Source organism: Streptomyces sp. KMM 9044 (assembly GCF_024701375.2).
Taxonomy (GTDB): Bacteria; Actinomycetota; Actinomycetes; order Streptomycetales; family Streptomycetaceae; genus Streptomyces.
Window position 1 is genome coordinate 4,116,068 of record NZ_CP113910.1, and the last position, 25,426, is coordinate 4,141,493.

At 71.2% G+C, this 25,426-nt stretch carries 21 protein-coding genes, 3 pseudogenes and 1 riboswitch; of the genes and pseudogenes, 13 read left to right on the plus strand and 11 right to left on the minus strand.

Annotated elements, in window-relative coordinates:
- Positions 1-63: 63 nt before the first annotated feature.
- The gene (locus tag HUV60_RS18620) at positions 64-1,479 is read right to left on the minus strand and encodes an alpha,alpha-trehalose-phosphate synthase (UDP-forming) (protein WP_257848390.1); all 1,416 of its coding nucleotides are present in this window, start codon (positions 1,477-1,479) and stop codon (positions 64-66) included.
- Between the two features lie 147 nt (positions 1,480-1,626).
- Entirely contained in the window at positions 1,627-2,571 is a 945-nt protein-coding gene (locus HUV60_RS18625) for a glucosyl-3-phosphoglycerate synthase (protein ID WP_257850148.1), read from the minus strand.
- 179 nt (positions 2,572-2,750) lie between these two features.
- Positions 2,751-2,956: riboswitch (SAM riboswitch) on the plus strand.
- Between the two features lie 18 nt (positions 2,957-2,974).
- Here HUV60_RS18625 and thrC point away from each other — a divergent pair.
- The 6 genes from thrC to HUV60_RS18655 all read left to right on the plus strand — a co-directional run bounded on the left by thrC (position 2,975) and on the right by HUV60_RS18655 (position 9,500).
- Entirely contained in the window at positions 2,975-4,297 is a 1,323-nt protein-coding gene (gene thrC, locus HUV60_RS18630; RefSeq protein WP_257848391.1) for a threonine synthase, read from the plus strand.
- Positions 4,294-4,569 carry a ubiquitin-like small modifier protein 1 gene (locus HUV60_RS18635; RefSeq protein WP_042168966.1) on the plus strand — a complete coding sequence of 92 codons (276 nt, stop codon included), beginning with the start codon at positions 4,294-4,296 and terminating at the stop codon, positions 4,567-4,569. The genes thrC and HUV60_RS18635 overlap by 4 nt, the downstream gene beginning before the upstream one ends.
- Before the next feature lie 441 nt (positions 4,570-5,010).
- The gene (locus HUV60_RS18640) at positions 5,011-5,214 is read left to right on the plus strand and encodes a cold-shock protein (protein WP_004986573.1); all 204 of its coding nucleotides are present in this window, start codon (positions 5,011-5,013) and stop codon (positions 5,212-5,214) included.
- A 427-nt stretch (positions 5,215-5,641) separates the two neighbouring features.
- Entirely contained in the window at positions 5,642-7,264 is a 1,623-nt protein-coding gene (groL, locus tag HUV60_RS18645) for a chaperonin GroEL (RefSeq protein ID WP_257848392.1), read from the plus strand.
- Positions 7,265-7,515: 251 nt separating this feature from the next.
- Positions 7,516-8,646, plus strand: a complete 1,131-nt coding sequence (locus tag HUV60_RS18650) for an NADH:flavin oxidoreductase (protein WP_257848393.1) — start codon at positions 7,516-7,518, stop codon at positions 8,644-8,646.
- Positions 8,647-8,840: 194 nt separating this feature from the next.
- Complete coding sequence (locus HUV60_RS18655; RefSeq protein ID WP_257848394.1) at positions 8,841-9,500, plus strand: hypothetical protein; 660 nt, start codon at positions 8,841-8,843, stop codon at positions 9,498-9,500.
- Positions 9,501-9,517: 17 nt separating this feature from the next.
- Here the strand turns inward: HUV60_RS18655 and HUV60_RS18660 are convergent, their stop codons facing one another.
- The 3 genes from HUV60_RS18660 to HUV60_RS18670 form a co-directional block, all read right to left on the minus strand.
- Positions 9,518-10,087 (minus strand): hypothetical protein, encoded by a 570-nt coding sequence (locus HUV60_RS18660; protein ID WP_257848395.1) that lies wholly within the window; start codon positions 10,085-10,087, stop codon positions 9,518-9,520.
- Positions 10,088-10,165: 78 nt separating this feature from the next.
- Positions 10,166-11,119 carry an N-acetylmuramic acid 6-phosphate etherase gene (gene murQ, locus HUV60_RS18665; protein WP_257848396.1) on the minus strand — a complete coding sequence of 318 codons (954 nt, stop codon included), beginning with the start codon at positions 11,117-11,119 and terminating at the stop codon, positions 10,166-10,168.
- Between the two features lie 100 nt (positions 11,120-11,219).
- Positions 11,220-12,134, minus strand: a complete 915-nt coding sequence (locus HUV60_RS18670) for a MurR/RpiR family transcriptional regulator (RefSeq protein ID WP_257848397.1) — start codon at positions 12,132-12,134, stop codon at positions 11,220-11,222.
- Between the two features lie 56 nt (positions 12,135-12,190).
- Here HUV60_RS18670 and HUV60_RS18675 point away from each other — a divergent pair, with 56 nt between their 5' ends.
- Both HUV60_RS18675 and HUV60_RS18680 read left to right on the plus strand, forming a co-directional pair.
- Positions 12,191-12,595, plus strand: a complete 405-nt coding sequence (locus tag HUV60_RS18675; protein WP_257848398.1) for a hypothetical protein — start codon at positions 12,191-12,193, stop codon at positions 12,593-12,595.
- Positions 12,592-12,885, plus strand: coding sequence for a DUF4031 domain-containing protein (locus tag HUV60_RS18680; protein ID WP_257848399.1), 294 nt, complete (start codon positions 12,592-12,594; stop codon positions 12,883-12,885). Before HUV60_RS18675 ends, HUV60_RS18680 begins: the two co-directional genes overlap by 4 nt.
- Here the strand turns inward: HUV60_RS18680 and HUV60_RS18685 are convergent.
- Both HUV60_RS18685 and HUV60_RS18690 read right to left on the minus strand, forming a co-directional pair.
- Positions 12,867-13,352 (minus strand): annotated as a pseudogene (locus HUV60_RS18685) (GNAT family N-acetyltransferase); the annotation flags it as partial. The gene HUV60_RS18680 and the pseudogene HUV60_RS18685 overlap by 19 nt on opposite strands.
- A gap of 28 nt (positions 13,353-13,380) precedes the next feature.
- Positions 13,381-13,686 (minus strand): hypothetical protein, encoded by a 306-nt coding sequence (locus tag HUV60_RS18690; RefSeq protein WP_257848400.1) that lies wholly within the window; start codon positions 13,684-13,686, stop codon positions 13,381-13,383.
- A gap of 207 nt (positions 13,687-13,893) precedes the next feature.
- Here HUV60_RS18690 and HUV60_RS18695 point away from each other — a divergent pair.
- Positions 13,894-14,168 (plus strand): annotated as a pseudogene (locus tag HUV60_RS18695) (maleylpyruvate isomerase family mycothiol-dependent enzyme); the annotation flags it as partial.
- 118 nt (positions 14,169-14,286) lie between these two features.
- Positions 14,287-15,009 carry a copper homeostasis protein CutC gene (locus HUV60_RS18700; RefSeq protein WP_257848401.1) on the plus strand — a complete coding sequence of 241 codons (723 nt, stop codon included), beginning with the start codon at positions 14,287-14,289 and terminating at the stop codon, positions 15,007-15,009.
- 20 nt (positions 15,010-15,029) lie between these two features.
- On the opposite strand, the gene HUV60_RS18705 is transcribed toward HUV60_RS18700, so the two are convergent.
- Positions 15,030-17,123, minus strand: a complete 2,094-nt coding sequence (locus tag HUV60_RS18705) for a HelD family protein (protein ID WP_257848402.1) — start codon at positions 17,121-17,123, stop codon at positions 15,030-15,032.
- Positions 17,124-17,467: 344 nt separating this feature from the next.
- Here HUV60_RS18705 and HUV60_RS18710 point away from each other — a divergent pair, with 344 nt between their 5' ends.
- The gene (locus tag HUV60_RS18710; protein ID WP_257848403.1) at positions 17,468-17,668 is read left to right on the plus strand and encodes a hypothetical protein; all 201 of its coding nucleotides are present in this window, start codon (positions 17,468-17,470) and stop codon (positions 17,666-17,668) included.
- 28 nt (positions 17,669-17,696) lie between these two features.
- Here HUV60_RS18710 and HUV60_RS18715 read toward each other — a convergent pair whose 3' ends face one another.
- On the minus strand, positions 17,697-19,493 hold the full coding sequence (locus HUV60_RS18715) for an alpha/beta hydrolase (RefSeq protein WP_257848404.1): 1,797 nt from the start codon (positions 19,491-19,493) through the stop codon (positions 17,697-17,699).
- 306 nt (positions 19,494-19,799) lie between these two features.
- Positions 19,800-21,440, minus strand: a complete 1,641-nt coding sequence (locus HUV60_RS18720) for a DNA repair helicase XPB (protein WP_257848405.1) — start codon at positions 21,438-21,440, stop codon at positions 19,800-19,802.
- Between the two features lie 107 nt (positions 21,441-21,547).
- Between HUV60_RS18720 and HUV60_RS18725 the strand changes: the two genes are divergently transcribed.
- Together HUV60_RS18725 and HUV60_RS33960 are read left to right on the plus strand one after the other, a co-directional pair.
- Entirely contained in the window at positions 21,548-23,107 is a 1,560-nt protein-coding gene (locus tag HUV60_RS18725) for a recombinase family protein (RefSeq protein ID WP_257848406.1), read from the plus strand.
- Positions 23,108-23,555: 448 nt separating this feature from the next.
- Positions 23,556-23,807, plus strand: a pseudogene (locus HUV60_RS33960) (hypothetical protein); the annotation flags it as partial.
- 77 nt (positions 23,808-23,884) lie between these two features.
- Here HUV60_RS33960 and HUV60_RS18730 read toward each other — a convergent pair.
- A complete protein-coding gene (locus HUV60_RS18730; RefSeq protein ID WP_257848407.1) occupies positions 23,885-25,213 on the minus strand; it encodes an acyltransferase family protein in 1,329 nt (442 codons plus the stop codon).
- Between the last annotated feature and the right edge of the window lie 213 nt (positions 25,214-25,426).

Below are 25,426 nucleotides of genomic sequence, written 5' to 3' on the forward strand. Positions count from 1 at the left end.
CGTCCACCCGCCCCCACGCATGCGTGACCGGCCGTCCAGGAACGCCGAGGGGAGCGGCAGGCTTCAGCTTCCGTCCCGCAGGGCGTTCAGCTGCTCCAGGAACCACTGCTGCGGCGGCAGCGCGGTCGCCGCGTCGGCCAGGCGCTTGGCGCGCTCGGTCCGCTCCTCCGGGCGCATCATGAGTCCCTCGTGCAGGGCCCGCGCCGTGTCGACCACGTCGTACGGGTTGACGGTGATCGCGTCCTCGCCCAGCTCCTCGTACGCGCCCGCCTCCCGGGACAGCACCAGCGCGCAGCCCCCTTCGGACAGGAGCGGGATCTCCTTGGCGACCAGGTTCATCCCGTCCCGGATGGGGTTGACCAGCGCCACGTCGGCCAGCCGGTACGCGGCCAGGGAGCGCGCGAAGTCGTCCTTGACGTGCAGGACGACCGGACGCCAGCCCGGTGTCCCGTACCGCTCGTTGATCTCGTCGGCGACCCGCTGCACCTCGGCCGTGTAGTCGCGGTACACGGCGAGGTCCTGCCGGGAGGGGTAGGCGAAGGCGACGTGCACGACCCGTTCGCGCCACTCGGGGTGGTCGTCGAGGAACTGCCGGTACGCGAGCAGGCCGCGCACGATGTTCTTCGACAGCTCGGTCCGGTCGACCCGGACGACTGCCTTGCGCGCGGTCCCGCCGGGAGCCGTGCCGATCTCCTCGCGGAGCACGGCGATCCGCTCCTCGACGTCCGCCTCGTGCGCCCGGCCGCGCAGGAAGTCCGCGTCGGCGCCCAGTCCGTGCACCCCGATCGTGGTCTCCCCGAGCCCGTCGGCGAACCGCTCGCAGCACGCGGTGAACGCGTCCGCCCAGCGCCGGGTCAGGAAGCCGAGCCGGTCCGCGCCCAGCATCCCGCGCAACACCTGCCCGGCGATGTCGTCGGGCAGCATCCGGAAGTACTCCGGCGGCGCCCACGGCGTGTGCGAGAAGTGACCGATGCGCAGATCGGGACGGAGCTCCCGCAGCAGCCCCGGGACCAGCGTCAGGTGGTAGTCCTGCACCACCACCGCGGCCCCCCGCGCCGCCTCCTCGGCCAGCGCCTCGGCGAACGCCCGGTTGTAGGCCTCGTATGCCGCCCACTGCCGGCGGAACTCCGTGTCGAAGACGGGTTCCAGCGGTGTCTGGTACAGCATGTGGTGCACGAACCACAGCACCGAGTTCGCGATGCCGTTGTACGCGTCGGCGTGCACGTCCGCGGGGATGTCCAGCATCCGTACGCCGTCCTCGCCGACCCCGCGCCGCACGGCCTCGCGGTCGCCGTCGGAGAGCGCCGAGCACACCCACAGCGCGTCCGCGTCGGACCCGATGGCCGACAGCCCGGACACCAGCCCGCCGCCGCCCCGCCTCGCGTGCAGCGAGCCGTCCTCGCCCGCCGTGTACGAAACGGGGCCGCGGTTCGACGCGACCAGCACCCGAGCGTTCCGAGTGTCCTGACCAGCCTGCATGGGAGCCATAAACCTCAACCTAGCCCGCCTTTGAAACGCTCAAACGTACGGATCAGCCGTACACGGACCAGCGGATCGGCCGTATACGACCGGACGCCCCCGGAAAACCAGGTCAAGAGCTGCGGCAGAGGCCGCGGTCCGTCGTGGTCAGGCCACCCGGCGGGACCGGTACTCGGCTATTTCCGTCATCGGGGGGCGCTCCTGGGTGTCCACCGGGTGGGTGCGGGGCTCGAAGCCGGTGCCGGTGCGTTCGAACTGGGTGAGAGCGGGGTGCAGGAGGTGGCTGCGGGCCAGCCGGAGATGGGCGGTGCGGTAGATCGCGGCGGCCATGCGGCCGAGGGCCCGGCCGTCCTGGTGACGGTGTCTGCGCACGCCGACGTCGACCTGCGCGAGGGCGTCCAGGCCCACCAGGTGCAGGGAATCGACCAGCATGCCCAGCTCGACGCCGTAGCCGACGGGGAAGGGCAGCCGCTCCAGGAGCGAGCGGCGGGCCGCGTACTCGCCGCTCAGCGGCTGCACGAAGCCGGCCAGCCGCGGCCAGTGCAGGTTGAGCAGCGGGCGCGCCATCAGTTCGGTGACCCGGCCGCCCTGGCCGGCGGCGTCGCCCAGGGGCCGGTCGTACATGGCCTTCACCAGTTGCACGTCCGGTTCCGTGAGCAGGGGGCCGACGATGCCGGTGACGAAGTCGGCGGAGAACTCCCTGAGGTCCGCGTCGACGAAGCAGACGACGTCCCCCCGGGTGACCAGCAGGGAGCGCCACAGCACCTCGCCCTTGCCGGGCACGGCGGGTATGCGGGGCAGGATCGTGTCCCGGTGCACCACGGTCGCGCCCGCCACCGCGGCCGCCCGGGCCGTGCGGTCGGTCGAGCCGGAGTCCACGACCACGATCTCGTCGACCAGCGGGACCCGCAGCATCAGGTCGTCCCGGATCGTCGTGACGATCTCCCCGACCGTCGCCTCCTCGTTGAGCGCGGGCAGCACCACGCTCACCGTCTGTCCCGTGGCGCGTTTCGCGGCCAGGAGGCGTTGCACCGGTCGGTCGGTCACGGACCAGGAGCGCTGGGCCAGCCAGCGCTCGACTTCTTCCAGCACGGTCAGCGGCTCCTCATCTCTGTGATCCATACACCGGTGATCCATCTCGCGGTTCGGACGCGTACTCTCCACCGTCCTGGCCTTCGGTTACAGTCTTGAACAACGCGGATGACCTTTGCATGCCGGGGTCGTGCCCCCTTCGTCCGCGGCGCGCCACCGCACGACACACAACCGCATACAGCTCATCCAGAGGGGCAGAGGGAAACGGCCCGATGAAGCCCCGGCAACCCTCCAGCCGGTTCTCGTAGATCACCGCCGATCGACGGTCCAGCAGCGTGCCGCGCAGTGGATCGCGCACGTGTCGCCGATCGTTCTCGCGAGGCTCCCGGCTAGGGAAGGTGCCAAATCCGTCTCACGGCGAGATGCGTCGTGAGGAAGATGAGGAGAAAGGGCCTCGCCTCACATGGCTGTGCAGACCGTCACAAGCACCACCGAACCCGCCGGATCCGCCGGGCGCTCCGGTTCGGCCGCACCCTCCGTCGATCTCGGTCCCGCCGCCGCGCTGTCCTGCCGCGAGTGCGGCCACCGCGTACCGCTCGGCCCCGTCTTCGCCTGCGAGGAGTGTTTCGGCCCGCTGGAGATCGCCTACGACTTCTCGGCCTACGACACCGAGGAACTGCGCCGGCGCATCGAGGCGGGTCCCGCGACCATCTGGCGCTACGCGCCCCTGCTGCCCGTCCCCGCCGACGTGGCGACCAAGCCGAACATCAACCCGGGCTGGACCAGGCTCGTCCGGGCCGACAACCTCGCCCGCGAGCTCGGCGTCACCGGTGGCCTGTACGTCAAGGACGACTCCGGCAACCCGACGCACTCCTTCAAGGACCGGGTCGTCGCCCAGGCCCTGGAGGCCGCCCGCGCCTTCGGCTTCACCACCCTCTCCTGCTCCTCCACGGGCAACCTCGCCGGCGCCGTCGGCGCCGCCGCCGCCCGTGCCGGACTGCGCTCCTGCGTGTTCATCCCGCACGACCTGGAGCAGGGCAAGGTCGTCATGGCCGCCGTCTACGGCGGTGAGCTCGTCGGCATCGAGGGCAACTACGACGACGTGAACCGCTTCTGCTCCGAGCTGATCGGCGACCCGGCCGGCGAGGGCTGGGGCTTCGTCAACGTCAACCTGCGGCCCTACTACGCCGAGGGCTCCAAGACCCTCGCGTACGAGATCTGCGAGCAGCTCGGCTGGCGGCTGCCCGACCAGATCGTCGTCCCGATCGCCTCCGGCTCGCAGCTCACGAAGATAGACAAGGGGCTGCGCGAGCTGATCGGGCTCGGCCTCGTCGAGGACAGGCCGTACAAGATCTTCGGCGCCCAGGCCGAGGGCTGCTCGCCGGTGTCGACCGCGTACAAGGCGGGCCACGACGTCGTCCGGCCGCAGAAGCCGAAGACCATCGCCAAGTCGCTCGCCATCGGCAACCCCGCCGACGGCCCGTACGTCCTGGACATCGCGCGCCGCACCGGCGGCGCCGTGGAGGACGTGACGGACGAGCAGGTCGTGGAGGCCATCAGGCTGCTCGCCCGGACCGAGGGCGTCTTCGCGGAGACCGCGGGCGGCGTGACCGTCGGCGTCACGAAGAAGCTGATCGAGAACGGCGACCTGGACCCGTCCCTGACCACTGTCGTCCTCAACACCGGCGACGGCCTCAAGACGCTGGACGCGGTGGCCGACACCGGTCTGACCGCGACCATCCGCCCGAACCTGGACTCCTTCCGAGAGGCTGGCCTCAGCTCATGAGCGTGACCGTTCGCATCCCCACCATCCTGCGCACCTACACCGGCGGCAAGGCCGAGGTCGACGCCCAGGGCGCCACCCTCGGCGACGTCATCGCGGACCTGGAGAAGAACCACACCGGGATCGCCGCCCGCGTCCTCGACGACCAGGGCAAGCTGCGCCGCTTCGTCAACGTCTACGTCAACGACGACGACGTCCGCTTCGAGCAGGGCCTGCAGACCGCGACGCCGGACGGTGCGGGTGTGTCGATCATCCCGGCCGTCGCCGGCGGCTGACGCCAGCCGATCATTACCATCGGTAACTTCCCTTACCGTGCGTTTATCGGACTGCCCCCTCCGTGAGGGAAACGGAGGGGGCAATTCCGTGGGATTGAACGCGATAGGGTTGGGGAAAGCGGTCCCGGCCCCCTTGTCGGGAACCATTAATTCCTGCCGCTCACCCGACTGGATACAGCCAAAGTTCGGGCCCGTCCTGCCGCATTTGCGGGTTTTGTCCGGTGTGACTTGCCCTGAAATCGGACGAATTACCGTCGCATTCCGGACCGGCGGCGTCGATATTTCTCGTCCGACTGACCTGTTGCAGAGGGCAGTTGGGCAGATACATTCAGCCGCGGTCGACGCGTTCCGGCGCACGCCCCCAACCGTTTGGGGAGTGAGGTCTGACCCGGATCCGCGAAGTGCGGATCTGTGCAAGGGCCAGTAATAGGGGAGTTGGGCATGGCTCAGGGCACCGTCAAGTGGTTCAACGCGGAGAAGGGGTACGGCTTCATCGCGGTCGACGGTGGTGCGGATGTTTTCGTCCACTACAGCGCGATCCAGATGGACGGCTACCGCACCCTTGAAGAGGGCCAGCGGGTCGAGTTCGAGATCTCGCAGGGCCAGAAGGGCCCGCAGGCCGACATGGTTCGGGTCACCGCCTGAACGCGCTACCAGCAACCACAAGAATTTTCCTGCCGACGAAGGGCTCGTGCCTCCGGGGTCACCCGGGGTACGGGCCCTTCGCCTTGCCCGCGCCGTCCCTCCGGCTGCCCCGCGCCCCGCGCGCCGCTCCCCGCCGCCTGCCGACCCTCTGCCGGCAGTTCGTCCGATCGTCCGCCCGCCGTCCGTCCCGTCCGGGTGTTCGCGGGTGGCTGAGTCCCCCCGCCGATCCCCGAAGGCGCTTGCACTCGCATGGGTCGAGTGCTAATTATTGCGTTAGCACTCTGAAGGTGAGAGTGACAACGTAGGACCGGGTCGGTGAGGCCCGCAGGCCGGTGGGGCAAGGAACCGCCGGGTCTGTGAGCCGTCCGTCGCGGGCGCGGGCGCGGTCCTGGAGTCATCACCCCCAGTCCTGGAGGGACCACTTCACATGGCCAAGATCATCGCGTTCGACGAGGAGGCGCGGCGCGGCCTCGAGCGCGGCATGAACCAGCTCGCGGACGCCGTCAAGGTGACGCTCGGCCCCAAGGGCCGCAACGTCGTCCTCGAGAAGAAGTGGGGCGCCCCCACGATCACCAACGATGGTGTGTCCATCGCCAAGGAGATCGAGCTCGAGGACCCGTACGAGAAGATCGGCGCCGAGCTGGTCAAGGAAGTCGCCAAGAAGACGGACGACGTCGCCGGTGACGGTACGACCACCGCGACCGTTCTCGCCCAGGCCCTGGTCAAGGAGGGCCTGCGCAACGTAGCCGCCGGCGCCAACCCCATGGCCCTCAAGCGCGGTATCGAGAAGGCCGTCGAGGCCGTCTCCGGTGCCCTGCTGGAGCAGGCGAAGGACGTCGAGACCAAGGAGCAGATCGCCTCCACGGCCTCCATCTCCGCCGCCGACACCCAGATCGGCGAGCTCATCGCCGAGGCGATGGACAAGGTCGGCAAGGAAGGCGTCATCACCGTCGAGGAGTCCCAGACCTTCGGTCTGGAGCTGGAGCTCACCGAGGGTATGCGCTTCGACAAGGGCTACATCTCGGCGTACTTCGCCACCGACATGGAGCGTATGGAGGCGTCGCTCGACGACCCGTACATCCTGATCGCCAACTCCAAGATCGGCAACGTCAAGGACCTGCTGCCGCTCCTGGAGAAGGTCATGCAGTCGGGCAAGCCGCTGCTGATCATCGCCGAGGACGTCGAGGGCGAGGCCCTGTCGACCCTGGTCGTCAACAAGATCCGTGGCACCTTCAAGTCCGTCGCCGTCAAGGCCCCGGGCTTCGGTGACCGCCGCAAGGCCATGCTCGGCGACATCGCCGTCCTCACCGGTGGCGAGGTCATCTCCGAGGAGGTCGGCCTCAAGCTGGAGAACGCCACGGTCGACCTTCTGGGCAGGGCCCGCAAGGTCGTCATCACCAAGGACGAGACCACCATCGTCGACGGTGCCGGCTCGGCCGACCAGGTCCAGGGCCGCGTGAACCAGATCCGTGCCGAGATCGAGAACAGCGACTCGGACTACGACCGCGAGAAGCTGCAGGAGCGCCTGGCGAAGCTCGCCGGCGGTGTCGCGGTCATCAAGGCCGGTGCCGCCACCGAGGTCGAGCTCAAGGAGCGCAAGCACCGTATCGAGGACGCCGTTCGCAACGCGAAGGCGGCCGTCGAGGAGGGCATCGTCGCCGGTGGTGGTGTGGCACTCCTCCAGGCCTCCTCGGTGTTCGAGAAGCTGGAGCTCGAGGGTGACGAGGCGACCGGCGCCCAGGCCGTGAAGCTCGCGCTCGAGGCCCCGCTGAAGCAGATCGCCGTCAACGCCGGCCTCGAGGGCGGTGTCGTGGTGGAGAAGGTGCGCAACCTCACTCCGGGCCACGGTCTGAACGCCGCGACCGGCGAGTACGTCGACCTGGTCAAGGAAGGCATCATCGACCCGGCCAAGGTGACGCGTTCCGCGCTGCAGAACGCCGCGTCGATCGCCGCGCTGTTCCTGACCACCGAGGCCGTCATCGCCGACAAGCCGGAGAAGGCCGCCGCGGCCGCTCCGGGCGGCATGCCGGGCGGTGACATGGACTTCTGAGCCTGACTCACCTCAGGTTCGGACCCGGTCCGCCGGTACCGAGGGCGGCACCCCCTGTTTTTGGCAGGGGGTGCCGCCCTCGGGCGTTCTCGGGAGCGGAGCCCGGGGCTTGAGCCCCCGGGCCGGTGTGTCGGAGGTCACAGGGGGTGGGCCGAATGGGTGGAATGGTTTTCGGCTCCTGTCGGTTGCCGCTGGAGTGCAGTGAATGCACGCGCACATACCGACTGGTACATCCAACAGGGAGCCCTCATATGACCGTCGCCACCTCCACGGCCGCCACCCGAGCTTCGGACATTCTGTCCCGGCCGGTCTCGATCAACGGCCTGACCGTGCCGAACCGCATCGCGATGGCGCCGATGACCCGGATGTTCTCGCCGGGCGGTGTTCCCGGCGAGGACGTGGTGTCGTACTACTCCCGCAGGGCTGCCGCCGGTGTGGGGCTGATCGTCACCGAGGGCACGTACGTGGGCCACGAGTCGGCCGGACAGAGCGACCGGGTGCCGCGGTTCCACGGGGAGGAGCAGCTGGCCGGCTGGGCGAAGGTCGCCGACGCGGTGCACGCGGCGGGCGGTACGATCGTGCCGCAGCTGTGGCACATCGGCATGGTCCGCGAGCAGGGGCAGGCGCCGTATCCGCAGGCACCGGTGGTCGGCCCGTCCGGCGTGCGCACGGACGGCACCGAGGGTGCGGGCAAGGCCATGACGCAGGCCGACATCGACGCGGTGGTCGAGGCGTTCGCGCAGGCCGCGGCGGACGCCGAGCGCATCGGCTTCGACGGCGTGGAGCTGCACGGCGCCCACGGCTACCTCATCGACCAGTTCCTGTGGGCCGGCACCAACCGCCGCACCGACGCCTACGGCGGCGACCCGGTGGCGCGGGCGAAGTTCGCGACGGAGATCGTCGCGGCGGTCCGTGAGCGGGTCTCGCCCAGGTTCCCGGTCATCTTCCGTTACTCGCAGTGGAAGCAGGACGCCTACGACTCCCGCCTTGCCGAGACCCCCGAGGAGCTCGAGGCGATCCTCGCCCCGCTCGCGGCGGCCGGTGTTGACGCCTTCCACGCCTCCACCCGCCGGTACTGGGTCCCGGAGTTCGGGGGGTCGGACCTGAACCTGGCCGGCTGGACGAAGAAGCTGACCGGCAAGCCCGCCATCACCGTCGGTTCGGTCGGCCTGAACGGGGACTTCCTGGACGCGTTCCGGGGGAAGGGGGCGGAGCTGGGCAGCCTCGACAACCTGCTCGACCGGCTGGAGCGTGACGAGTTCGACCTCGTCGCCGTGGGGCGCGCGGTGCTCCAGGACCCGGACTGGGCGGCGAAGGTCCTCGGCGGACGCTTCGGCGAACTCGAACTGTACGACGCGGCGTCGCTGAAGACGCTGAGCTGACCACGCCGGTCCGCCGGCGTCACCCGTGAGGCCCTGCGGGGCGGGGTGGCGCCGGCGGCTCGCCGCCGCGACGGACGGGGGGCTGTCGTCCGCCCCCGGTCCTGCGCTCCCCCGATTTTACTTTGCTTAAGTCAATCAATGTCTATAAGGGTGCCCGAGTCAAGCAGATGCGAGCCGCCACGGAGAACTCCCCCATGTCCGACGCACTCGCCCGGCCCGCCACCGCGCTCATCGCCGACACCTTCGACTGGCACGCGCTGTTCTGGACCTCCGCAGCCCTCGGCGTCGTCGCGCTCGCCCTGGTGGCGGTCCCCGTACCGGAGCCGAAGGTGCGCACCGGCGGCCGGTTCGACCTGCCCGGCGCGATCGGGATGGCCGCCGGCCTGATGTGCCTGCTGCTCGGGATCTCCAAGGGAGCCGGCCGGGGCCGGGGAAGCGGCACCACGCTCGGCCTGTTCGCGGCGGCCGTCGTCGTCCTGGCCGCCTGGGGCTTCTTCGAACTGCGCGTCACCGAGCCGCTGGTGGACCTGCGGGTTTCGGACCGCCCCCGGGTGCTGGTGACCGACGCCGCCTCGGTGGCGATCGGCTTCGCGGTGTTCTCCGTGTCCCTGGTCATCCCGCAGCTCCTCCAGCTGCCGGAGCAGACCGGCTACGGCCTGGGCAAGTCGCTGCTGACGGCCGGCCTGGTCATGGCCCCGTCCGGCCTGGTGCTGGCGCTCGGCTCCGGTGCCGCGCTCGTCGGGTTCGTCGTGGCGGCCCTCATCCCGCACCAGCGGCCGGCGGGTCCGGCCGCGGCGAGCGCGGAGGACTCGATCGCGGGCGAGCCGGCCGCGGTTTCGACCACCAAGGCGTAGGCACCGAAAGGACGGGGCTACAGGTTCCTCATCGGTTCGGTGTCGGCGCGCACCGGTGTTCCCCACACGCGCAGTACCTCGTAGTCGGTGAACTCGTGCACGAGCCGGTACGCCGTGGCCGCCCGGGGCCCGCGCCGCTCGGCCGCGATGAACAGTTCGGCCTCGCGGCGGTCCCGGCGCGGGGTGCCGCACAACTGCCACGCCCGACCGTTCCACAGCTCCGGCAGCCAGCGCTGCTGGGGCTGGGGGCGGTCGCCGTGCGTTCCGTACCGGGACGGGGCGGGCCCGGTCGGTGCGTGCTGGGGCGCCGGCCCGCTGAACTCGGCGCGGCGGGCCGTACGGCGCCGGGTCTCGCACAGCAGGCACAGGTCGGGGGCGCTCTTGTCGACCGGGCCGGTGGGGTGCTCGGAGCAGCGCGTGCTGGGCGCGGCCGTGCTGACGCTCTCCTCCAGCTGGTCCAGCGCACGCTTCAGATCCGCCCGGACCTCATGCAGTTTGGCGTCCGGCGTGTCGCCTGTCAGGGCCTCGCCGTGCTCGCCGAGGACGCGCAGGGCGCGGCCCAGGGCGGTGAGCTGCGCGTGGTTCATGGTCGCCTCCGGGGTGGGGTGGGCGGGTCCAGTATCCCAGTCCCGGGTGCGGCGGGTCCGGGCCCGGGCCCGCCCGGGTCAGCCAGTGGCGTCCTGCGGGTCCGGTGCCTGTGCCAGCGCGGCGCGCAGGTGGCCGTGCGAGCCGCCGAGGAGGCGGGCCGCGGTCGGGCCGTCCACGCCGGCCAGCAGGACCAGGACGGCGTTCTTCACCTCGCCGTCCGTGGCGGCCAGCGCACGCTCGACGTCGGAGTCCGCCGCCCCCGTCGCGAGGGCGACGATACGGCGGGATCGGGCCCGCAGCTTCTCGTTGGAGGCCCGTACGTCGACCATCAGGTTCCCGTACGTCTTGCCCAGCCGGATCATCGTGATCGTCGAGATCATGTTGAGGACGAGCTTCTGGGCGGTGCCGGCCTTGAGGCGGGTGGAGCCGGTCAGCAGCTCCGGGCCGACGACGACCTCGATGCCGTGCCCGGCCGACGCGGCGAGCGGGCTGCCCGCGTTGCAGGCGAGACCCACCGTCAGGGCGCCCCGCGCGCGGGCGTGCGTGACGGCGCCGACGGCGTACGGGGTGCGCCCGGAGGCGGAGACGCCGACCACCGTGTCGTCGGCGGTCAACGCCAGCGCGTCCAGGTCGGCCGCGGCCAGTTCCGCGGAGTCCTCGGCGCCCTCGACCGACGTGACCAGGGCACCGGGGCCGCCCGCGATCAGACCGACGACCTGGCCGGGGTCGGTGTTGAAGGTCGGCGGGCACTCGGAGGCGTCCAGGACGCCCAGCCGGCCGGCGGTGCCCGCGCCCGCGTAGACCAGCCGGCCGCCCCGGGCCATCCGGTCGGCCACGGCGTCGATCGCGGCGGCGATCCGGGGCAGCTGCTCGGCCACGGCGGCGGCGACGGTGGCGTCCTCGCCGTTCATCAGCCGGGCGATGCCGAGGGTGGGCAGCCGGTCGACGTCCGCCAGCTCCGGCCGGAACGCCTCGGTGGTCAGGGTCTCCAACTCGGCGCGGAGACCGCGGTGGTGGGAGGCGGAAGTCATGGCGGGTCTTTCCGGTCAGGAGGTTGGGCGGTCTGCCTCGGGGGCCCGGGGAACTGCGCGATCAGCCACAGACCACCGGCGGATCTCCACGACGATCCGGCTACGGCCCCCTGCGCGCTGCCCGGTGCCGGTGCGCCAACGCCTTGTACGAAGCGGCCAGCGAAGGCGCCGCCGACGCGTAGGTGCGCTGGGCGACGCCCACGAACAGGCAGTCCACCACGAGGAGCTGACTGGTCCGGGAGGACATCGCGGCCGGGCGCAGCTCGCTCTCGCGGGCCGTGGACGTGGTCAGTACGTGGTCGGCGTACTGGGTGACGGGTCCGTCCGGACGGCCGGTGACCGCGATGGTCGTCGCCCCGCTCTCGAAGGCGACCCGGAGCGGTTCGATGACGTCGCCGGTGGACCCGGAGTGCGTGATGGCGACGGCCACGTCACCGGCGCGCAGCTGCACCGCGTTGGTCACGGCGAGGTGCGGGTCACCGGGGGCGTGCGCTATCAGTCCTATGCGCAGCAGTTTCTGGGTGAGGTCCTGGGCGACCAGGCCGGAGGCGCCGATGCCGTACACGTCCGTCCGGCGGGCGCCGGCCAGGGCGGTGACGGCCGCGCCGAGCTGGACGGTGTCCAGTCCGGCGGCCGTGTCGGCGAGGGTCTGCTGCTCGTCGTGGGCGAGCTTGGCGACGACGTCGGCGAGGGGGTCCTCCACCGCGATGTCGGTGGTGATGGCGGGGGCGCGCCCGGCCTCCTGCTGGGCGGCGAGCCCGGCGAGGGCGAGACGCAGGTCGCGGTAGCCGGGGTAGCCGAGCAGACGGGAGGTGCGCACGACGGTGGCCTCGCTGGTGCCGGTGAGTTCGGCGAGACCGGTGACCGTGAGGGCCGCGCAGCCGGCCGGGTCGCCCGCGACGGCCTCGGCGACCCGCTGCATGGAGGGGGTCATCGACGGCGCCAGCGTCCGCACCTTGGCCGCGAGGGCGGCGGGAGCGGGCGGAGTAAAAATTTCCTTCACGACTCGGGTCACCTTCGAAAGGTATTTTCGTTTCGGTGGCGCGGTCAAGAGTGCGCACAATAGGGGGCATGAACCCCCACGACGATCCCGACGGCACCCCCGCCGACCCCGTCAGCCCCTTGGAGCAGGCGCTGCACGCGGCACGTGCCCTCGTCCTCGCCGACCTGGTCGCGCACGAGGTCGCCGAGGCGGAGATCGTCTCCCTCGTCGAGGAGTCCGTGGCGCAGCGCCGCTGGTGGGTCGAACAGTGGCCGGAGGGGGCCGGGTTCGTGGCCGGCCTGGTCGCCCAGGACGTCCAGGACGCCCTGCTGGAGCGGTACGGCCGCTGGCCGCTGTGCCCGGTGTGCGGCTCCGGCGACCCGCACGCGCTGGAGGTCGAACCGGAGCTGGGCCCCGACCCGCACTGGGTGTGCCATCAGGCGGGTGTGAGGGTAGCGGCGGTGGGCTCGCTGAGCGGGGCGGTCCAGGCGTGACGGTGTACATCGACCCGCCCGCCTGGCCGGGACACGGCTGCCTCTGGTCCCACCTGGTCAGCGACATCTCCTACGACGAACTGCACGCCTTCGCCGCCGCCCTCGGCGTCCCCCGCCGCGCCTTCGAACGCGACCACTACGACATCCCCCAGCACCGGTACGCGGACGTCGTGCGGGCGGGAGCGATGGAGGTCGGCAGCCGTGAGGTGGTGCGGCTGCTGTACGGGGCGGGGCTCAGGGTGCGCAAGAGCGCGGTGCGCGGGGGCGCGCTTCAGCGGCGCAGCTCGTAGACGTACTCGCCCTCGCCCTCGCCCCCGGGCTCGGCGGTCCGGGTGAATCCGGCGCGGGTGACGACGTTCTGCGAGGGCGTGTTGGCACGGTCGACGACGGCGGTGACGGTCAGGACCCCGTCCTGCGCCAGCGCCCACGCCGACAGGGCGCGCAGCGCCTCGGTGGCGTAGCCGTGGCCGCGGGCTCCCTCGACGAGGTCGTAGCCGATCTCCACGCGTCCGTCGGGGTCCGGAGCGCTGTGGAATCCCATCGCGCCCACGGCGAGGTCGTCCTCCCGCCGGACCAGGACGTACGGGGCCCACTCCGGCTGAAACTCCCCTTGCTCGTACTGCTCGACCATCATCCCGGCGCCCACCCGGGTGCCGTCGGCGGGACCGGAGCCGACCCACGCGAAGCCGCCGTCGCCGCCCGTCGACAGATCCGACGCGACCGCGGGAGTGAAACTCACCAGGACAAGGCGTTCGGTGGGTATGCGGCTCGCGCCCGCTCGCTCGTCAGGCCTTGTCATCCTCGTCCCCCGTGTCGTCCGGTACGACCGACACGATGGCGCAGGTCGGAGGAGCCGGGTGCGGAAGACGAACGTACATCACGGACAGGGCGGGGCAGTCCGCACGGGCTTCGACACGTGTCGCCCAGTCCTCCGCGCCCTGGTCGAGTACGCGGACGCGACGGCCCGGCTGCTGCTTCCGTTCCAGCTCCGCACGCCACGCCCCGACGACCGCCCCGGCGGCGGGGCCCAGCGGGCCGAGGCGCTTGCGTGCGGTGTGCGTGATCTCCACGACGGCCGTCGGCTCGGTCAACGGGGGTTCTCCGGCTTCAGCGCACGAGCCGGTTCGACGCCCTCGGCGAGGGAGGTCTCGAAGCCGGGGTCGCAGCGGGTCTGAACATGCCCACGATACGTCGCGGTCGGCTTGCCGGGGCCGCCGCCTCCGCGCGGCCCGACGTCCGTCCGGCTCGTCAGACAGGCCGCCAGCCAGAGACCTCGGCCGCTCGGCTCCGGGGTCCTCGGGGAGCCCGGGGCGTACGCGGGGGCCGGGCTGCCGTGCGCGCTCGGTCTGCTGGCCCACGTCACGGGCCGGACGGGGCATCTGCCGCCGCACGCCGATCTCGACGACGCCGATGAGCCGTTGCGGCTCGGGAAAGTCTCCGGGGGCGGCCTCCGGCGCGGTACATCGGGGTCGGGGCGACGCTGGTGCGACTGTACGCGGGACGCTCGGTGGACGGGGCCTGGCACGAGCTGGCCGGAGCGGAGGCCGCGGAGCTGAACATCTTCGGGGGGTGAGACCGGCCTCGGGGTGTGGGGGCGCGGATTCCCGGTCGGCGGGCGTAGGCTGGATTGGACTAGACCTCTAGGTCTCCAGTCGTCGATCCGTGCCCTTGATGCCGAGGAATGGGGTTCCATGACCAAGCGTGCCGTCCTGGAGGTGATTGCCCTCGACGTCGAGGACGCCGTTGCCGCGCGGGCGGGAGGTGCGGACCGGCTCGAGCTGGTCACCGACATGGCGGCCGACGGGCTCACCCCGTCCGCCGCCACCGTCGCCGCCGTCCGCGCCGCCGTCGGCGTCCCGCTGCGGGTGATGCTGCGCCTCGCCGACGGGTTCGCCGCCGGTGACCTCGGCCGGCTGGTGGGCGCGGCACGGGAGATGCGGGACGCCGGGGCCGAGGAGTTCGTCCTCGGGTTCCTCGGCCGTGACGGCCGGGTGGACCTGGACGCCGTGGAACGGGTCGTCGGGGCGCTGGACGGCTGCCCGTGGACCTTCCACCGCGCCATCGACCGCGCCGCCGACCGCGACGTCCTCCGCAAACAGCTCGACGGGCTGCCCGGCCTCGACACCTACCTCACGGCCGGCGCGCCCGGCGGCGTGGCCGACGGGCTGCCCACCCTGCTCGCCGAGGCCCGGCGCGGGCGAGGGGACGAGCCCGGGTACCAACAGCAACTGCTCGTCGGCGGCGGTCTGCGGCTGGAGCACGTTCCCGCGCTGCTCACCGCCGGGGCCCACGCCTTTCACATCGGGGGCGCGGCCCGGCCCGGCGGATGGACCGGGCCCGTCTCGGCGGAAGCCGTCGCGCAGTGGCGCCGAGTGGTGGACGGGACGGCCGGGGAGGCGGTCGACGGGGGCTGACGCCGTTCCGCCGGATCGGCTCAGTTCGGCAGCAGCTGCTCCGGCAGGGGCGCCGCATGCGTCACGATCAGGCCCGAGACCGCTCGGGTCAGTGCCACGTACAGGCGGCGCAGCCCCGTGCGTTCGTCGGGCTCGCCGTCGACCACGGCGCGCGGCTCGTCCAGGACCACGTAGTCGTACTCCAGGCCCTTCGCCAGCGACGCCGGGACCAGGGCGAGCCGGGTGTCGTACGTCGTCTCCTCGCCCGGCGCGACGTAACCGACGCCCGCCTCCGTGAGGGCCTTCGCCCACCCCGGGATCCGGGCGTCGGCGGTGATCAGGCCGACCGAGCCCTCGTGGGCCAGCAGTTCGCGGCAGGCCCCGAGCACGTCGTCGGTTCCGTCGGCCGGCCGGACGGCGAACAGGCCCGGGGCGTCACGGACCGACGCCACCGGCGCCAGCCCCGGCGCGATGTGCGGGAGCAGCCGGGATGCGTACGCGATCACGTCCGTCGGGACGCGGAAACCGGCGGTCAGCTCCTCCACCACCGCGTCCCGCTTGCCCAGGTGGCCCAGCGCCTCCCCCCAGCTCCGGGTCGCCCACGGCGTGGTGCCCTGGGCCAGGTCGCCGAGGACGGTCACCGAACCGGTCGTGCAGCGCCGGCCCACCGCCCGGTACTGCATGGGCGAGAGGTCCTGCGCCTCGTCGAGCACCACGTGCCCGAGGGACGGGGTGCGCCGGATCAGGTCGGTGGCCTCGTCGATCAGTACCGCGTCCGCCGCCGACCACGTCGCGGACTTCACCGACCGTGCCGGCTTCGTCCGGAGGACCGCCTTCTGCTCGCCCTCGTCGAGCAGTCCGGCCGCGTGCTCGGCCAGGAACTCCGGGTCCGCCAGCAGGCGCAGGACGAGCTTCGCCGGGTCGACGGCCGGCCAGAGAGCCTTCACCGCCGCCTTCACCGCGCCGTTGCGGGCCACCGTGTCCTGCACCCGGTCGTCCGGCGCCTCCCCGGCCCGCTCCATCTGCACCAGCACGGCGTGCGCGATGCGCTGCGGCAGGGCCTCACGGGCGGCGCCGTAGCGGATGTCCCGGTCGAGCAACTGGCGGACCAGTTCCTCCAGCTCGTACGCCGCCACCCGCCAGCGGCGCGAGCCGCGCACGACGACGACCGGCTCGGTGGGCAGGGTCACGTGCGCGTAGAGGGCCCGGCGCAGGACCTCGGCCATCCTCGCGTCGCCCTTGACGAGCGCGGTCCGCGCGTCGTCCGTCCCGCGCACCTCGACATGGGCCACCAGGTCGTCCACCGTCGCCTGTCCGACCGCCAGTTCGCCCAGCGCGGGCAGTACCTGCTCGATGTAGTGCAGGAAGGACCGGTTCGGGCCGACGACCAGGGTGCCGGTGCGGGCCAGCCGCTCGCGGTGGGCGTACAGGAGGTAGGCGACCCGGTGCAGGCCCACGGCCGTCTTCCCGGTGCCGGGGCCGCCCTGCACGCAGACGCTGCCCGCCAGGCCGGACCGTACGATCTCGTCCTGCTCGGGCTGGATCGTGGCGACGATGTCGCGCATCGGGCCGACGCGCGGGCGTTCGATCTCCTGCTGGAGCAGCCTGCTGGTGACGACCGCCTCCGCGGGGTCGGACAGGTGCTCGTCCTCGTACGCCGTGAGGCCGCCGCCGGTGTAGCCGAAGCGGCGGCGCAGCGCGACGTCCATCGGGTCCTTCTTCGACGCCCGGTAGAACGGCTGCGAGACCGGCGCACGCCAGTCGATCACCATCGGGTCGCCGTCGGCGTCGTGCACATGCCGGCGCCCGATGTAGAAACGCTCCCCTTCCGTCCCTTCCGCCCCTTCCGCCTCCTCGGCGCCCGGAGCGTGCAGGTAGTCGAGGCGGCCGAAGAACAGAGGGGTGTCGCTGAGATCGGCCAGCGCCTTGATGCGGTTCCCGATCTGCCGCTCCAGGATCTGCGCGTTGACCCAGTTCGCGGTGACATCGCGGATGTCGAGGGCCTCGACATCCGCGCGCATCGCGCGCAGGGCGGTGCGCGACGCGGTGAGGCGGGCGCGCTCGCGGGCCAGGGGGTCTGTGGTGTCGGTGGTGGGCGTGGCTGTGGCGACGGGTTCGGGGACGTGCGCGGGCACGGGTCTGCCTCCGGCTGGTGCGGGCGGTGATGCCGCGTGATCACGGCATGGCGGACCGCCCGGTTTCCGTCCGGGCGGCGGCACTCCGGCGAGGGAGGCGGGGGCCCCGGTCGGCTACCGTTCCAGCGGCCGGGACGAGCGGGAGATTCTAGTCGACCCCCGCACGCAGGGCGAACGATCAATGAATGCGCGGTGTTCCGTGGTCCTCGGGGTCTCAGGGGGCTCTCGGGGGCGCGGGTCCTCCTCGAAGGGGACACCGTGCGTCTCAGGGCGTACGCGACGGAACCCGAAGTCGGGCCCCACGGCCGATGCCCCGAACGGGTGATATGGCGCACGCTGGACACATGAGCACAGCGACCTTCATCCCAGGCAACCGGGCCCGTGACCAGGGCGCTCCCCATGGCGCCACCGCCACCGGCTCCGTCCCCCACTCCCCGCACCGTGTCGGCAACGCCCTGCGCGCGGTCCGGATCTTCGCCGAGAGTCTCTTCTCGGTCGCCGTCCTCGGTGAGTACAACGAGGAGGCGGGCGTCCGTCGCCGCTGACCGCACAGTGCCCGGCCCCGGCCCCGGGTCAGGGAGCTGTGCGGCGGTCCCCCGCAGGAAGCAGACCGGCGACGACGTCCAGGGGCCAGCGGCCGTACGGCAGTGCCGCGTCCGCGTCCCCGGCCGGCGGCAGGAGCCCGGACGGCGCGCCCGCCGCTGCCGGCTCCGGCGCGGCCTCGGGGTCCCGCCCCGACGGCGTCCCGGGGATCCGTTCGACGAACGGCGGGAGATCCTGCGTGCACCGCGCACCCTCCGGCGGCAGCGCTCCCGTGAGGAAGTAGCGCACCGCGTGCCGCCCCACGCACGCGCTCGGGTTATCCAGCGCGGTGTGGCCGTATCCGTCGACCGTCAGCAGCCGCGCGTTGCGCAGTTCCCTGGCCGTGCTCACGCCCGCCGCGTAGGGGGTGGACGGGTCGTGGGCCGTGTTCACCACCAGCACCGGATGGGCGGTCGCCCCGTCCCACGGGCCGGTGTACGGGGCGGCGGCGCGGGCCGGCCAGGTGGCGCACGGCTCGTTGGCCCACACCCACCAGCGGGCCAGCGCCCCCGCCTGTGCCACCGCCCGTTCCTCCAGCCCCGGGTAGAGCAGCGGCGACCGTGGGTTGGGGCTCTCCGCGCACAGCACCGCGAGCGGCTGTTCGAAGCCCGGATAGCGTGCCGGGCCCGCCGGATCGCTGAGCGGAACGAGCGGCCGGCCGCTCCACAGCGTCTGCAGCAGGTCGGCGACCCCGGCCCAGCCGGGGTGCACGGTGTAGAGCCCGCCGCGCACCTCGCTCACCGCCCTCGCGAACGTCGGGTCGCCCGCCGGACGCCGGGCGAGGCGCGCCATGAGGGTGTCGTACTTGTCGCGGGTGGCCGCCGGGCTGCCCGCCGAGAAGACGCAGCCGGTCACGGGCGCGCGCCCGCAGTGGTCGAGGAACTGCGCGAGCGTGTCGGCCGACCCGAGGTGGGAGCCGAGCCGCAGGAAGGTGTTCAGCCCGGCCGACGGGCCGGCCTCGCTCACCGCACCGGCCTTGCCCGCCGTCTTGTCCACGGCCGCCGCGGCCGACACGGCGTCTGCCTGGCCCACCCAGGCGAGCGGGTCCACGTTCCCGTCGAGGAGGAGCCGTCCGGCCCGTTCGGGGAACAGGTTCGCGTAGGTCGCGCCGAGGAGGGTGCCGTACGAGACGCCCCAGTAGTGCAGTCGCTCCTCGCCGACCGCGGCGCGCAGCAGGTCCAGGTCGCGGGCGGTGTCGGCGGTCGAGACGCGGCGCAGCAACTGCGGATCGCTCTGCGCGCAGCGCTCCGCGAGATCGGCGTACGCGGCGACGTACGCCTGCTGCGCCTGCTCGCCCACCGGGAACGGCGGGAGGTCCGCCTGCCAGTCGGCGGCCTCCCCGGCGGTGCCGAAGCAGCGTACGGCCGTGCTCCGGCCGACGCCGCGGGGGTCCCAACTGACGATGTCGTAGCGGTCCCGCAGTTCGTCCGGGAACTTGTCGTACAGCCCCGGGAGGCCGACGGTGCCGGGGCCGCCCGGACCACCGGGGTTGAAGAACAGCGTGCCGACCCGCTTCCCCGGAGCCGTGGCGCGGTGTCTGATCACCGCCAGCCCGATGGTGCGGCCCCCGGGGCGGGCGTGGTCCAGGGGCACGTTCGCCACCGCGCACTCGAACCCGGTCTGCGTCACGTCCCGGCAGTCCTGCCACCGCAGTACCACGTCCCCGCCGCCCCCGCCGCCCGGTCCGCCCGCGGCCGTCGGCCCGGCCGCCCCGAGCAGCAGCACCAGCGCCCCGGCCGCCGCCCCCGCGGCCCTGGTGAGCGGTATCCGTGTGACGGTCCGTGACATGGGCAGGCCCTTCCCTCGCGGCAACCGGGAGACGGGCCCACGGCAGCAGACCCGCTGTCATACCATCGGCGGTCCGCCGACCGGGCAACCGACACGCGTCCGTTCGGGTGCTGGAGTGAGCAACCCGCACCCGCCCGTCTGAGTACGTGGACCGATGCCCGGCTCCCGGTCACGCGGCTCGACTGGTTCCGTGAACCGGAACCACTTCGCGCCCCCGCTCTCGTACTGGACGTACCTGGGTGATTCGGCCGTGCGGCGAGGTGCCGTGCCAGACGACGCACGGCAGCGGGAAACGCCAGACAGGGCCTAGTTCTCCGCGAGCAGCTCGTCCGCGTCCATGATCCGGTACCCGTACCCCTGCTCCGCCAGGAACCGCTGGCGGTGGGCTGCGAAGTCCTGGTCGATGGTGTCGCGGGCGACGACGGAGTAGAAGTGGGCCTGGTGGCCGTCCGCCTTGGGGCGCAGCACCCGGCCCAGCCGCTGGGCCTCCTCCTGCCGGGACCCGAAGGTGCCCGACACCTGGATGGCCACGGTCGCCTCCGGCAGGTCGATCGAGAAGTTCGCGACCTTGGAGACGACCAGGACGCTGATCTCGCCCTGCCGGAACGCGTCGAACAGCTTCTCCCGCTGCGCGTTCGACGTCTCCCCCTTGATCACGGGCGCGTTCAGGTGCTCGCCCAGCTCGTCCAGCTGGTCGATGTACTGCCCGATGACGAGGATCTGCTGTCCCGCGAACCGCCGGACGATCGCCTCCGTCACCTTCCGCTTGGTCGCGGTCGTCGCGCAGAAGCGGTACTTCTCCTCGGTCTCCGCGGTGGCGTACGCGATCCGCTCGGAGCCGGTGAGGTTGACCCGGACCTCGACGCAGTCGGCGGGCGCGATGTAGCCCTGCGCCTCGATCTCCTTCCACGGCGCGTCGAACCGCTTCGGCCCGATCAGCGAGAACACGTCCGACTCGCGGCCGTCCTCCCGTACGAGCGTGGCCGTCAGGCCCAGCCGCCGGCGGGCCTGGAGGTCCGCCGTGAACTTGAAGACGGGGGCGGGCAGCAGGTGCACCTCGTCGTAGAGGATCAGGCCCCAGTCCCGGGAGTCGAACAGCTCCAGGTGCGGGTAGACGCCCTTGCGGCGGGTCGTCAGCACCTGGTACGTGGCGATGGTGACGGGCCGGATCTCCTTGCGCGTCCCGCTGTACTCGCCGATCTCCTCCTCGGTCAGCGAGGTCCGCTTCACCAGCTCGTGCTTCCACTGGCGGGCCGAGACCGTGTTGGTGACCAGGATCAGCGTGGTCGACTTCGCCTGCGCCATCGAACCGGCACCGACCAGCGTCTTGCCCGCGCCGCAGGGCAGGACGACCACGCCGGAGCCGCCGTGCCAGAAGTTCTCCACGGCCTGCTTCTGGTAGGGGCGCAGCGCCCACCCCTCCTCGCGCAGCTCGATCTCGTGCGCCTCGCCGTCCACGTACCCGGCGAGGTCCTCGGCGGGCCAGCCCAGCTTCAGCAGCACCTGCTTGATCTGTCCGCGCTCCGAGGGGTGCACGGCGACGGTGTCCGGGTCGACGCGGGCGCCGACCAGCGGGGCGATCCGCTTGGAGCGCAGCACCTCCTCCAGGACGGGCCGGTCGGTGCTGGTCAGCACGAGGCCGTGCACCGGGTGCTTGAGCAGGCTGAGCCGGCCGTAGCGGTCCATCGTCTCGGCGATGTCGACGAGCAGCGCGTGCGGCACGGGGTAGCGGCTGTACTTCACCAGCGCGTCCACGACCTGCTCGGCGTCGTGTCCGGCGGCCCGCGCGTTCCACAGGCCGAGCGGGGTCACCCGGTAGGTGTGGACGTGTTCCGGTGCCCGCTCCAGCTCGGCGAACGGGGCGACGGCACGACGGCACTCACCGGCCTGCTCGTGGTCGACTTCCAGGAGAAGCGTCTTGTCGGACTGGACGATTAGGCAGGACACACATACCTCCGAGATAAGGTCGTCTCATGACAGAACCAACGCCTGTCACAGCACGGGCTATGCCCCGTGCCCGACGCCGGAAGGGCGTCCCGGCCAGCGCGCCGGGGATGCGCGCCGCTATCTATGTTCGCCTATCACGCGAAACCGACGAGACGACTTCGCCGGAACGCCAGCGCGCGGCCTGTGAAGCGCTGTGCGAGGCACGCGGCTGGGAGGTCGTGGCCGCCGAGGAGGACATCGATGTCTCGGGCTTCTCACGCGGGCTCGACCGGCCGGGGCTGCAACGCATCCTGACCAGGCTCGCCGAGCTGGATGTGATCGTGTTCTTCAAGATCGACCGCCTTGCGCGCTCGACGGTCGACTTCGCGGAGATCATGCGACTCGCCGAGCACCAGAGCGTTGCGCTCGCGTCGGCGACGGAGCCGCTCGACCTCACGTCGTCCATGGGCCGGGCCATGGCGAAGGTGATCGCGGTCTTCGCCGAGCTGGAGTCCGACACCATCGGCATGCGGGTGTCCAGCGCGCACGAGCACCTGCGCCGCGAGGGCCGCTACACCGGCGGTCGGGTCCCGTACGGGTACATGGTCGTCCCCAACCCCAACGGGGCGGGCAAGGTCCTCGCGGTCAACGAGGACGAGGCCAAGACGATCAAGCGGATCGTGGAACGGGTCCTGGCCAAGGACTCGCTCATGCAGATCATCAACGACCTCAACAAGGAGGGCGTCCCGTCACCCGGCCACACCTCACGCCAGACCACGGGCAAGCGCAGCGACTCCAAGCAGTGGTACACGACGACGCTGCGTAGCATGCTGGGCAACCCCCAGTTGCTCGGCCAGGTCATCGAGGACGGAAAGCCGATCCTGCGGACGGACGGTCTGCCGCTGGTCAACCGCCCGCCGATCCTCGACACGGACACATGGCAGGCGCTCCAGGACGAGTTGGAGCGCCGGGCCAACCCCGGTGAGAAGCGCCGGGAGGGGACGTCGCTGCTGCGCGGCATCATGCACTGCGGTGTCTGCGGCGAGCGCATGTACACCTTCAGCGGGCGCAACGGTCAGCTTCGGTACCGGTGCATCGGCCCTCTGAAGTACCGCCAGCGGGCGGCCAAGGGGGAGGAGAAGCCGGGCGTGAAGTGCTACGGGCCGACCGTGGCGGGGGTGACCACCGAGGAACACGTCACCGAGCAGTTCCTCGCGAAGTACGGGCACCTTTTCGTGATGCGGATGGTCCAGGAGGCGGGCGAGGACTTCCGCCCGCAGATCAGGCAGGCCGAGGAAGCGTTGGCCGACCTGCAAAAGGATCGCTATGACCGGGGCCTGTTCAGAGGCGACGACGGAGCGATCCGGTACGCGGAGCAGTACGCCAAGCTGGAAGAGCGACTGGCGACCTTGAAGGAGAGACAGCGAACGGCGAAGCCGGGCGGCGTGAAGGCGGAGCCGACCGGAGAGACGCACGCCGAGCAGTGGAAGCGCTCGGACGTGGCCGGTAAGCGAGATCTGCTGTTGAACGCGGGCGGCTACGTGAAGGTGGCACCCGCGCGGCGTGGCGGGAAGAAGCTGGACACGTCGCGTCTGTCGGTGTACTTCGGCGAGGAGGGGCACATGCGGCGGGCGGCAGAGGCGAAGGAGAGCGAACGGGAGACCGAGGCGGCTGACAGCCAGGGCTGACGCCGACGTCACCGGACGCACGCAGCGACGCCCCCACCTCGTCCGCCAGGTGGGGGCGTTGCTGTCTGCGTTCAAGCCCGTACGAGACGGCGACCGTGCTGGTCGTCGCCGGCGGCGGCAACAACGACACCGAGACGTGCTACGCCGCCACCCCCGACGGAATCGAGCGTCTGGGCGGCAATCCGCCCACCAGGCCCCGCGATGGGAATCGGCGCGACCTTCCAGGCCCCTGTGCGCGCTCGCGACGCAGACGATGCCGGCGCGCAACTCGGATCTGCTGCGGGCGTCCGCCTTCCGGTCGGATTGATCTGGGATGCAAACACCCGTTGGCCTGCCTACTTGGCATTGCGTGTCGTCGAAGAGTCCGACGAGGTGGCTCCGGGCGTGTACCGGGTACGCGGCGACCAGACCCGAGACCGGTCGGCGGTGAGGAGCTGACTTCAAGTCCTCCCGCAGGCTCGCGACGCTGTTGGTGACCGCGGTCTACCTGACGATGTGGGCGGTCGATGACGCGTTGGAACTGGTGGAAATCTGATCGCGACGAAGCTGCTGGCGCGTGCGAAGCGGGATGAGAAGCTGAAGACTCTGCCGCGCGTGGGGCGGGCGTCGGCCAAGTTCGCCGCAGCCTTCCAGGGCCCTCCAAGTCGTTTTCGACACCGCCTCCGAGCAGGTCGGCACCCACATTGGGGAGATCGCCCCGACGCATTCTTGCTGCTCAGGTGCGCTTTCTGCTGAGTTGACCACCTGCCGGACGGTCCGCTTCATGAAAGCGCGAGACTAGGCGTCCTCAGTGTCGCGCGGTGACTTCCCTTCGTGGTCTTGGCGGCTGTGATCACGATCGAGTTCGCCGCACCTAGGCCCCAGCCCTTCATCTGCTCGGGGTGGCGTGTGGCCCGTGGGTAATCCAGCACCCCGGTGACCAGAGTCCGCCCGTTGGGCCTGGATGCGGCGTGCCAGCCTCCGGCCCCACGCCTGGCCTGGTGTTTCGATGTACCGGTAGGTCAACACGCTCACCGGCAACAGGACGACATAGAACGCAACTTCCAGCACGAGATTGTCCCGCTCCCAGCGCCCGATCGTGCCATCGGACACCGCCAGCAACACGGGGTGCACCATGTAGACCGAGTAGCTGATCGTTCCCAGGCCGATCAGCCACCGCGGTATCCGTCGGCGCCGTAATGCCAGTCCGATACCGAACGTGGCCACTGCCAGCAGGAACGCCACGATCCAACCGTGCCGGGTGAAGTTGGATCCTCCACCGTATCGATATGCGCTCCCCACAGCGCAGGCCACCACCACGGCGGCGGCGCCGACTGTGCGTCGCCAGTGGCTCTGACGGCGTTCGGCCCGGTAGACGGCTGTGCCGAGGAACATCACGGAAAGGATCACCAGCCCCTCCCACATGGGGACCGTACCATTGCACGTGACTAGTACGAGTGCCAGCATGCCTCCCAATACCGCTCCGAGCACACGGAGTACGGGAGGTTGTGCGCTTGCGCAGCCGATAGCGGCCGCCATGGTGATCGCAGCAATAGCTACCAGCGGGACGACGCCTACCGCCCCGGACAGAGCAGAAACAGGTAGTGCCGCCCCTGCCGCCACACTGATGGCGGCGAGTGCCGCCAACGCGACGGCGAACGTGGCTGACTGCTGGTGAAGACGGACCGAGAAGAGGGCAACGACCAGCAGGTAGAAAGCCATCTCATACGAGAGCGTCCATAGGATAAGGAGAAGGTTGGGAGTGCCCAGCAGTTCCTGGAACAGGGTGACATGGGCGACGACGACTGCAGCAGTGCTCTCCCCGCCGAAGTCCCGAATCTCGGCGATGCCGAACAGATGGGCCGTGAGAACGGCCCCAGCGACGGCTGCCCACAGCGGGTAGATGCGGAAGATCCGCCCGATCCAGAAAGTTCGGATGCTTCCTCGTCGTTCGAGGGAGGCGGGGATGATGTAGCCGCTCACGAGGAAGAACACCATGATGCCGTACCGGCTGGTGTTGAACTCCAGCATCAGCTCCCGCCGGAATTCGGCCATGAAGGAGTACGAGGAGTGGTCGAAGACCACGACGAGCGCCGCGATACCGCGTAACGCGTCCAGCCAGCTCAAACGGGACGCACGGACCGGCCCGACAGTTGAGGGTAACTGTGAAGGCACGGAGAGTGATCGACCCTCTGCCGGAGAAGTTGGGGTGGGGGGTTCCATGCCCATGTTCACGTGCGGCACCTCTCGGGTGTTCACCTGAGCGTCGGGCGAATGATCAGGCGCACGCGACCTGGTGTCGCGGGCCCGAAGCAAGACCCGACGACCGCGCCCGGTGCG

What these genes read in the sequence shown, in the direction of transcription:
- HUV60_RS18620 (WP_257848390.1), bottom strand. Translation starts at nt 1,479, where the DNA reads ATGCAGGCTGGTCAGGACACTCGGAACGCTCGGGTGCTGGTCGCGTCG.
- thrC (WP_257848391.1), top strand. Translation starts at nt 2,975, where the DNA reads ATGGCTGTGCAGACCGTCACAAGCACCACCGAACCCGCCGGATCCGCC.
- HUV60_RS18635 (WP_042168966.1), top strand. Translation starts at nt 4,294, where the DNA reads ATGAGCGTGACCGTTCGCATCCCCACCATCCTGCGCACCTACACCGGC.
- HUV60_RS18640 (WP_004986573.1), top strand. Translation starts at nt 5,011, where the DNA reads ATGGCTCAGGGCACCGTCAAGTGGTTCAACGCGGAGAAGGGGTACGGC.
- groL (WP_257848392.1), top strand. Translation starts at nt 5,642, where the DNA reads ATGGCCAAGATCATCGCGTTCGACGAGGAGGCGCGGCGCGGCCTCGAG.
- HUV60_RS18650 (WP_257848393.1), top strand. Translation starts at nt 7,516, where the DNA reads ATGACCGTCGCCACCTCCACGGCCGCCACCCGAGCTTCGGACATTCTG.
- HUV60_RS18655 (WP_257848394.1), top strand. Translation starts at nt 8,841, where the DNA reads ATGTCCGACGCACTCGCCCGGCCCGCCACCGCGCTCATCGCCGACACC.
- HUV60_RS18660 (WP_257848395.1), bottom strand. Translation starts at nt 10,087, where the DNA reads ATGAACCACGCGCAGCTCACCGCCCTGGGCCGCGCCCTGCGCGTCCTC.
- murQ (WP_257848396.1), bottom strand. Translation starts at nt 11,119, where the DNA reads ATGACTTCCGCCTCCCACCACCGCGGTCTCCGCGCCGAGTTGGAGACC.
- HUV60_RS18675 (WP_257848398.1), top strand. Translation starts at nt 12,191, where the DNA reads ATGAACCCCCACGACGATCCCGACGGCACCCCCGCCGACCCCGTCAGC.
- HUV60_RS18700 (WP_257848401.1), top strand. Translation starts at nt 14,287, where the DNA reads ATGACCAAGCGTGCCGTCCTGGAGGTGATTGCCCTCGACGTCGAGGAC.
- HUV60_RS18710 (WP_257848403.1), top strand. Translation starts at nt 17,468, where the DNA reads ATGAGCACAGCGACCTTCATCCCAGGCAACCGGGCCCGTGACCAGGGC.
- HUV60_RS18715 (WP_257848404.1), bottom strand. Translation starts at nt 19,493, where the DNA reads ATGTCACGGACCGTCACACGGATACCGCTCACCAGGGCCGCGGGGGCG.
- HUV60_RS18725 (WP_257848406.1), top strand. Translation starts at nt 21,548, where the DNA reads ATGCGCGCCGCTATCTATGTTCGCCTATCACGCGAAACCGACGAGACG.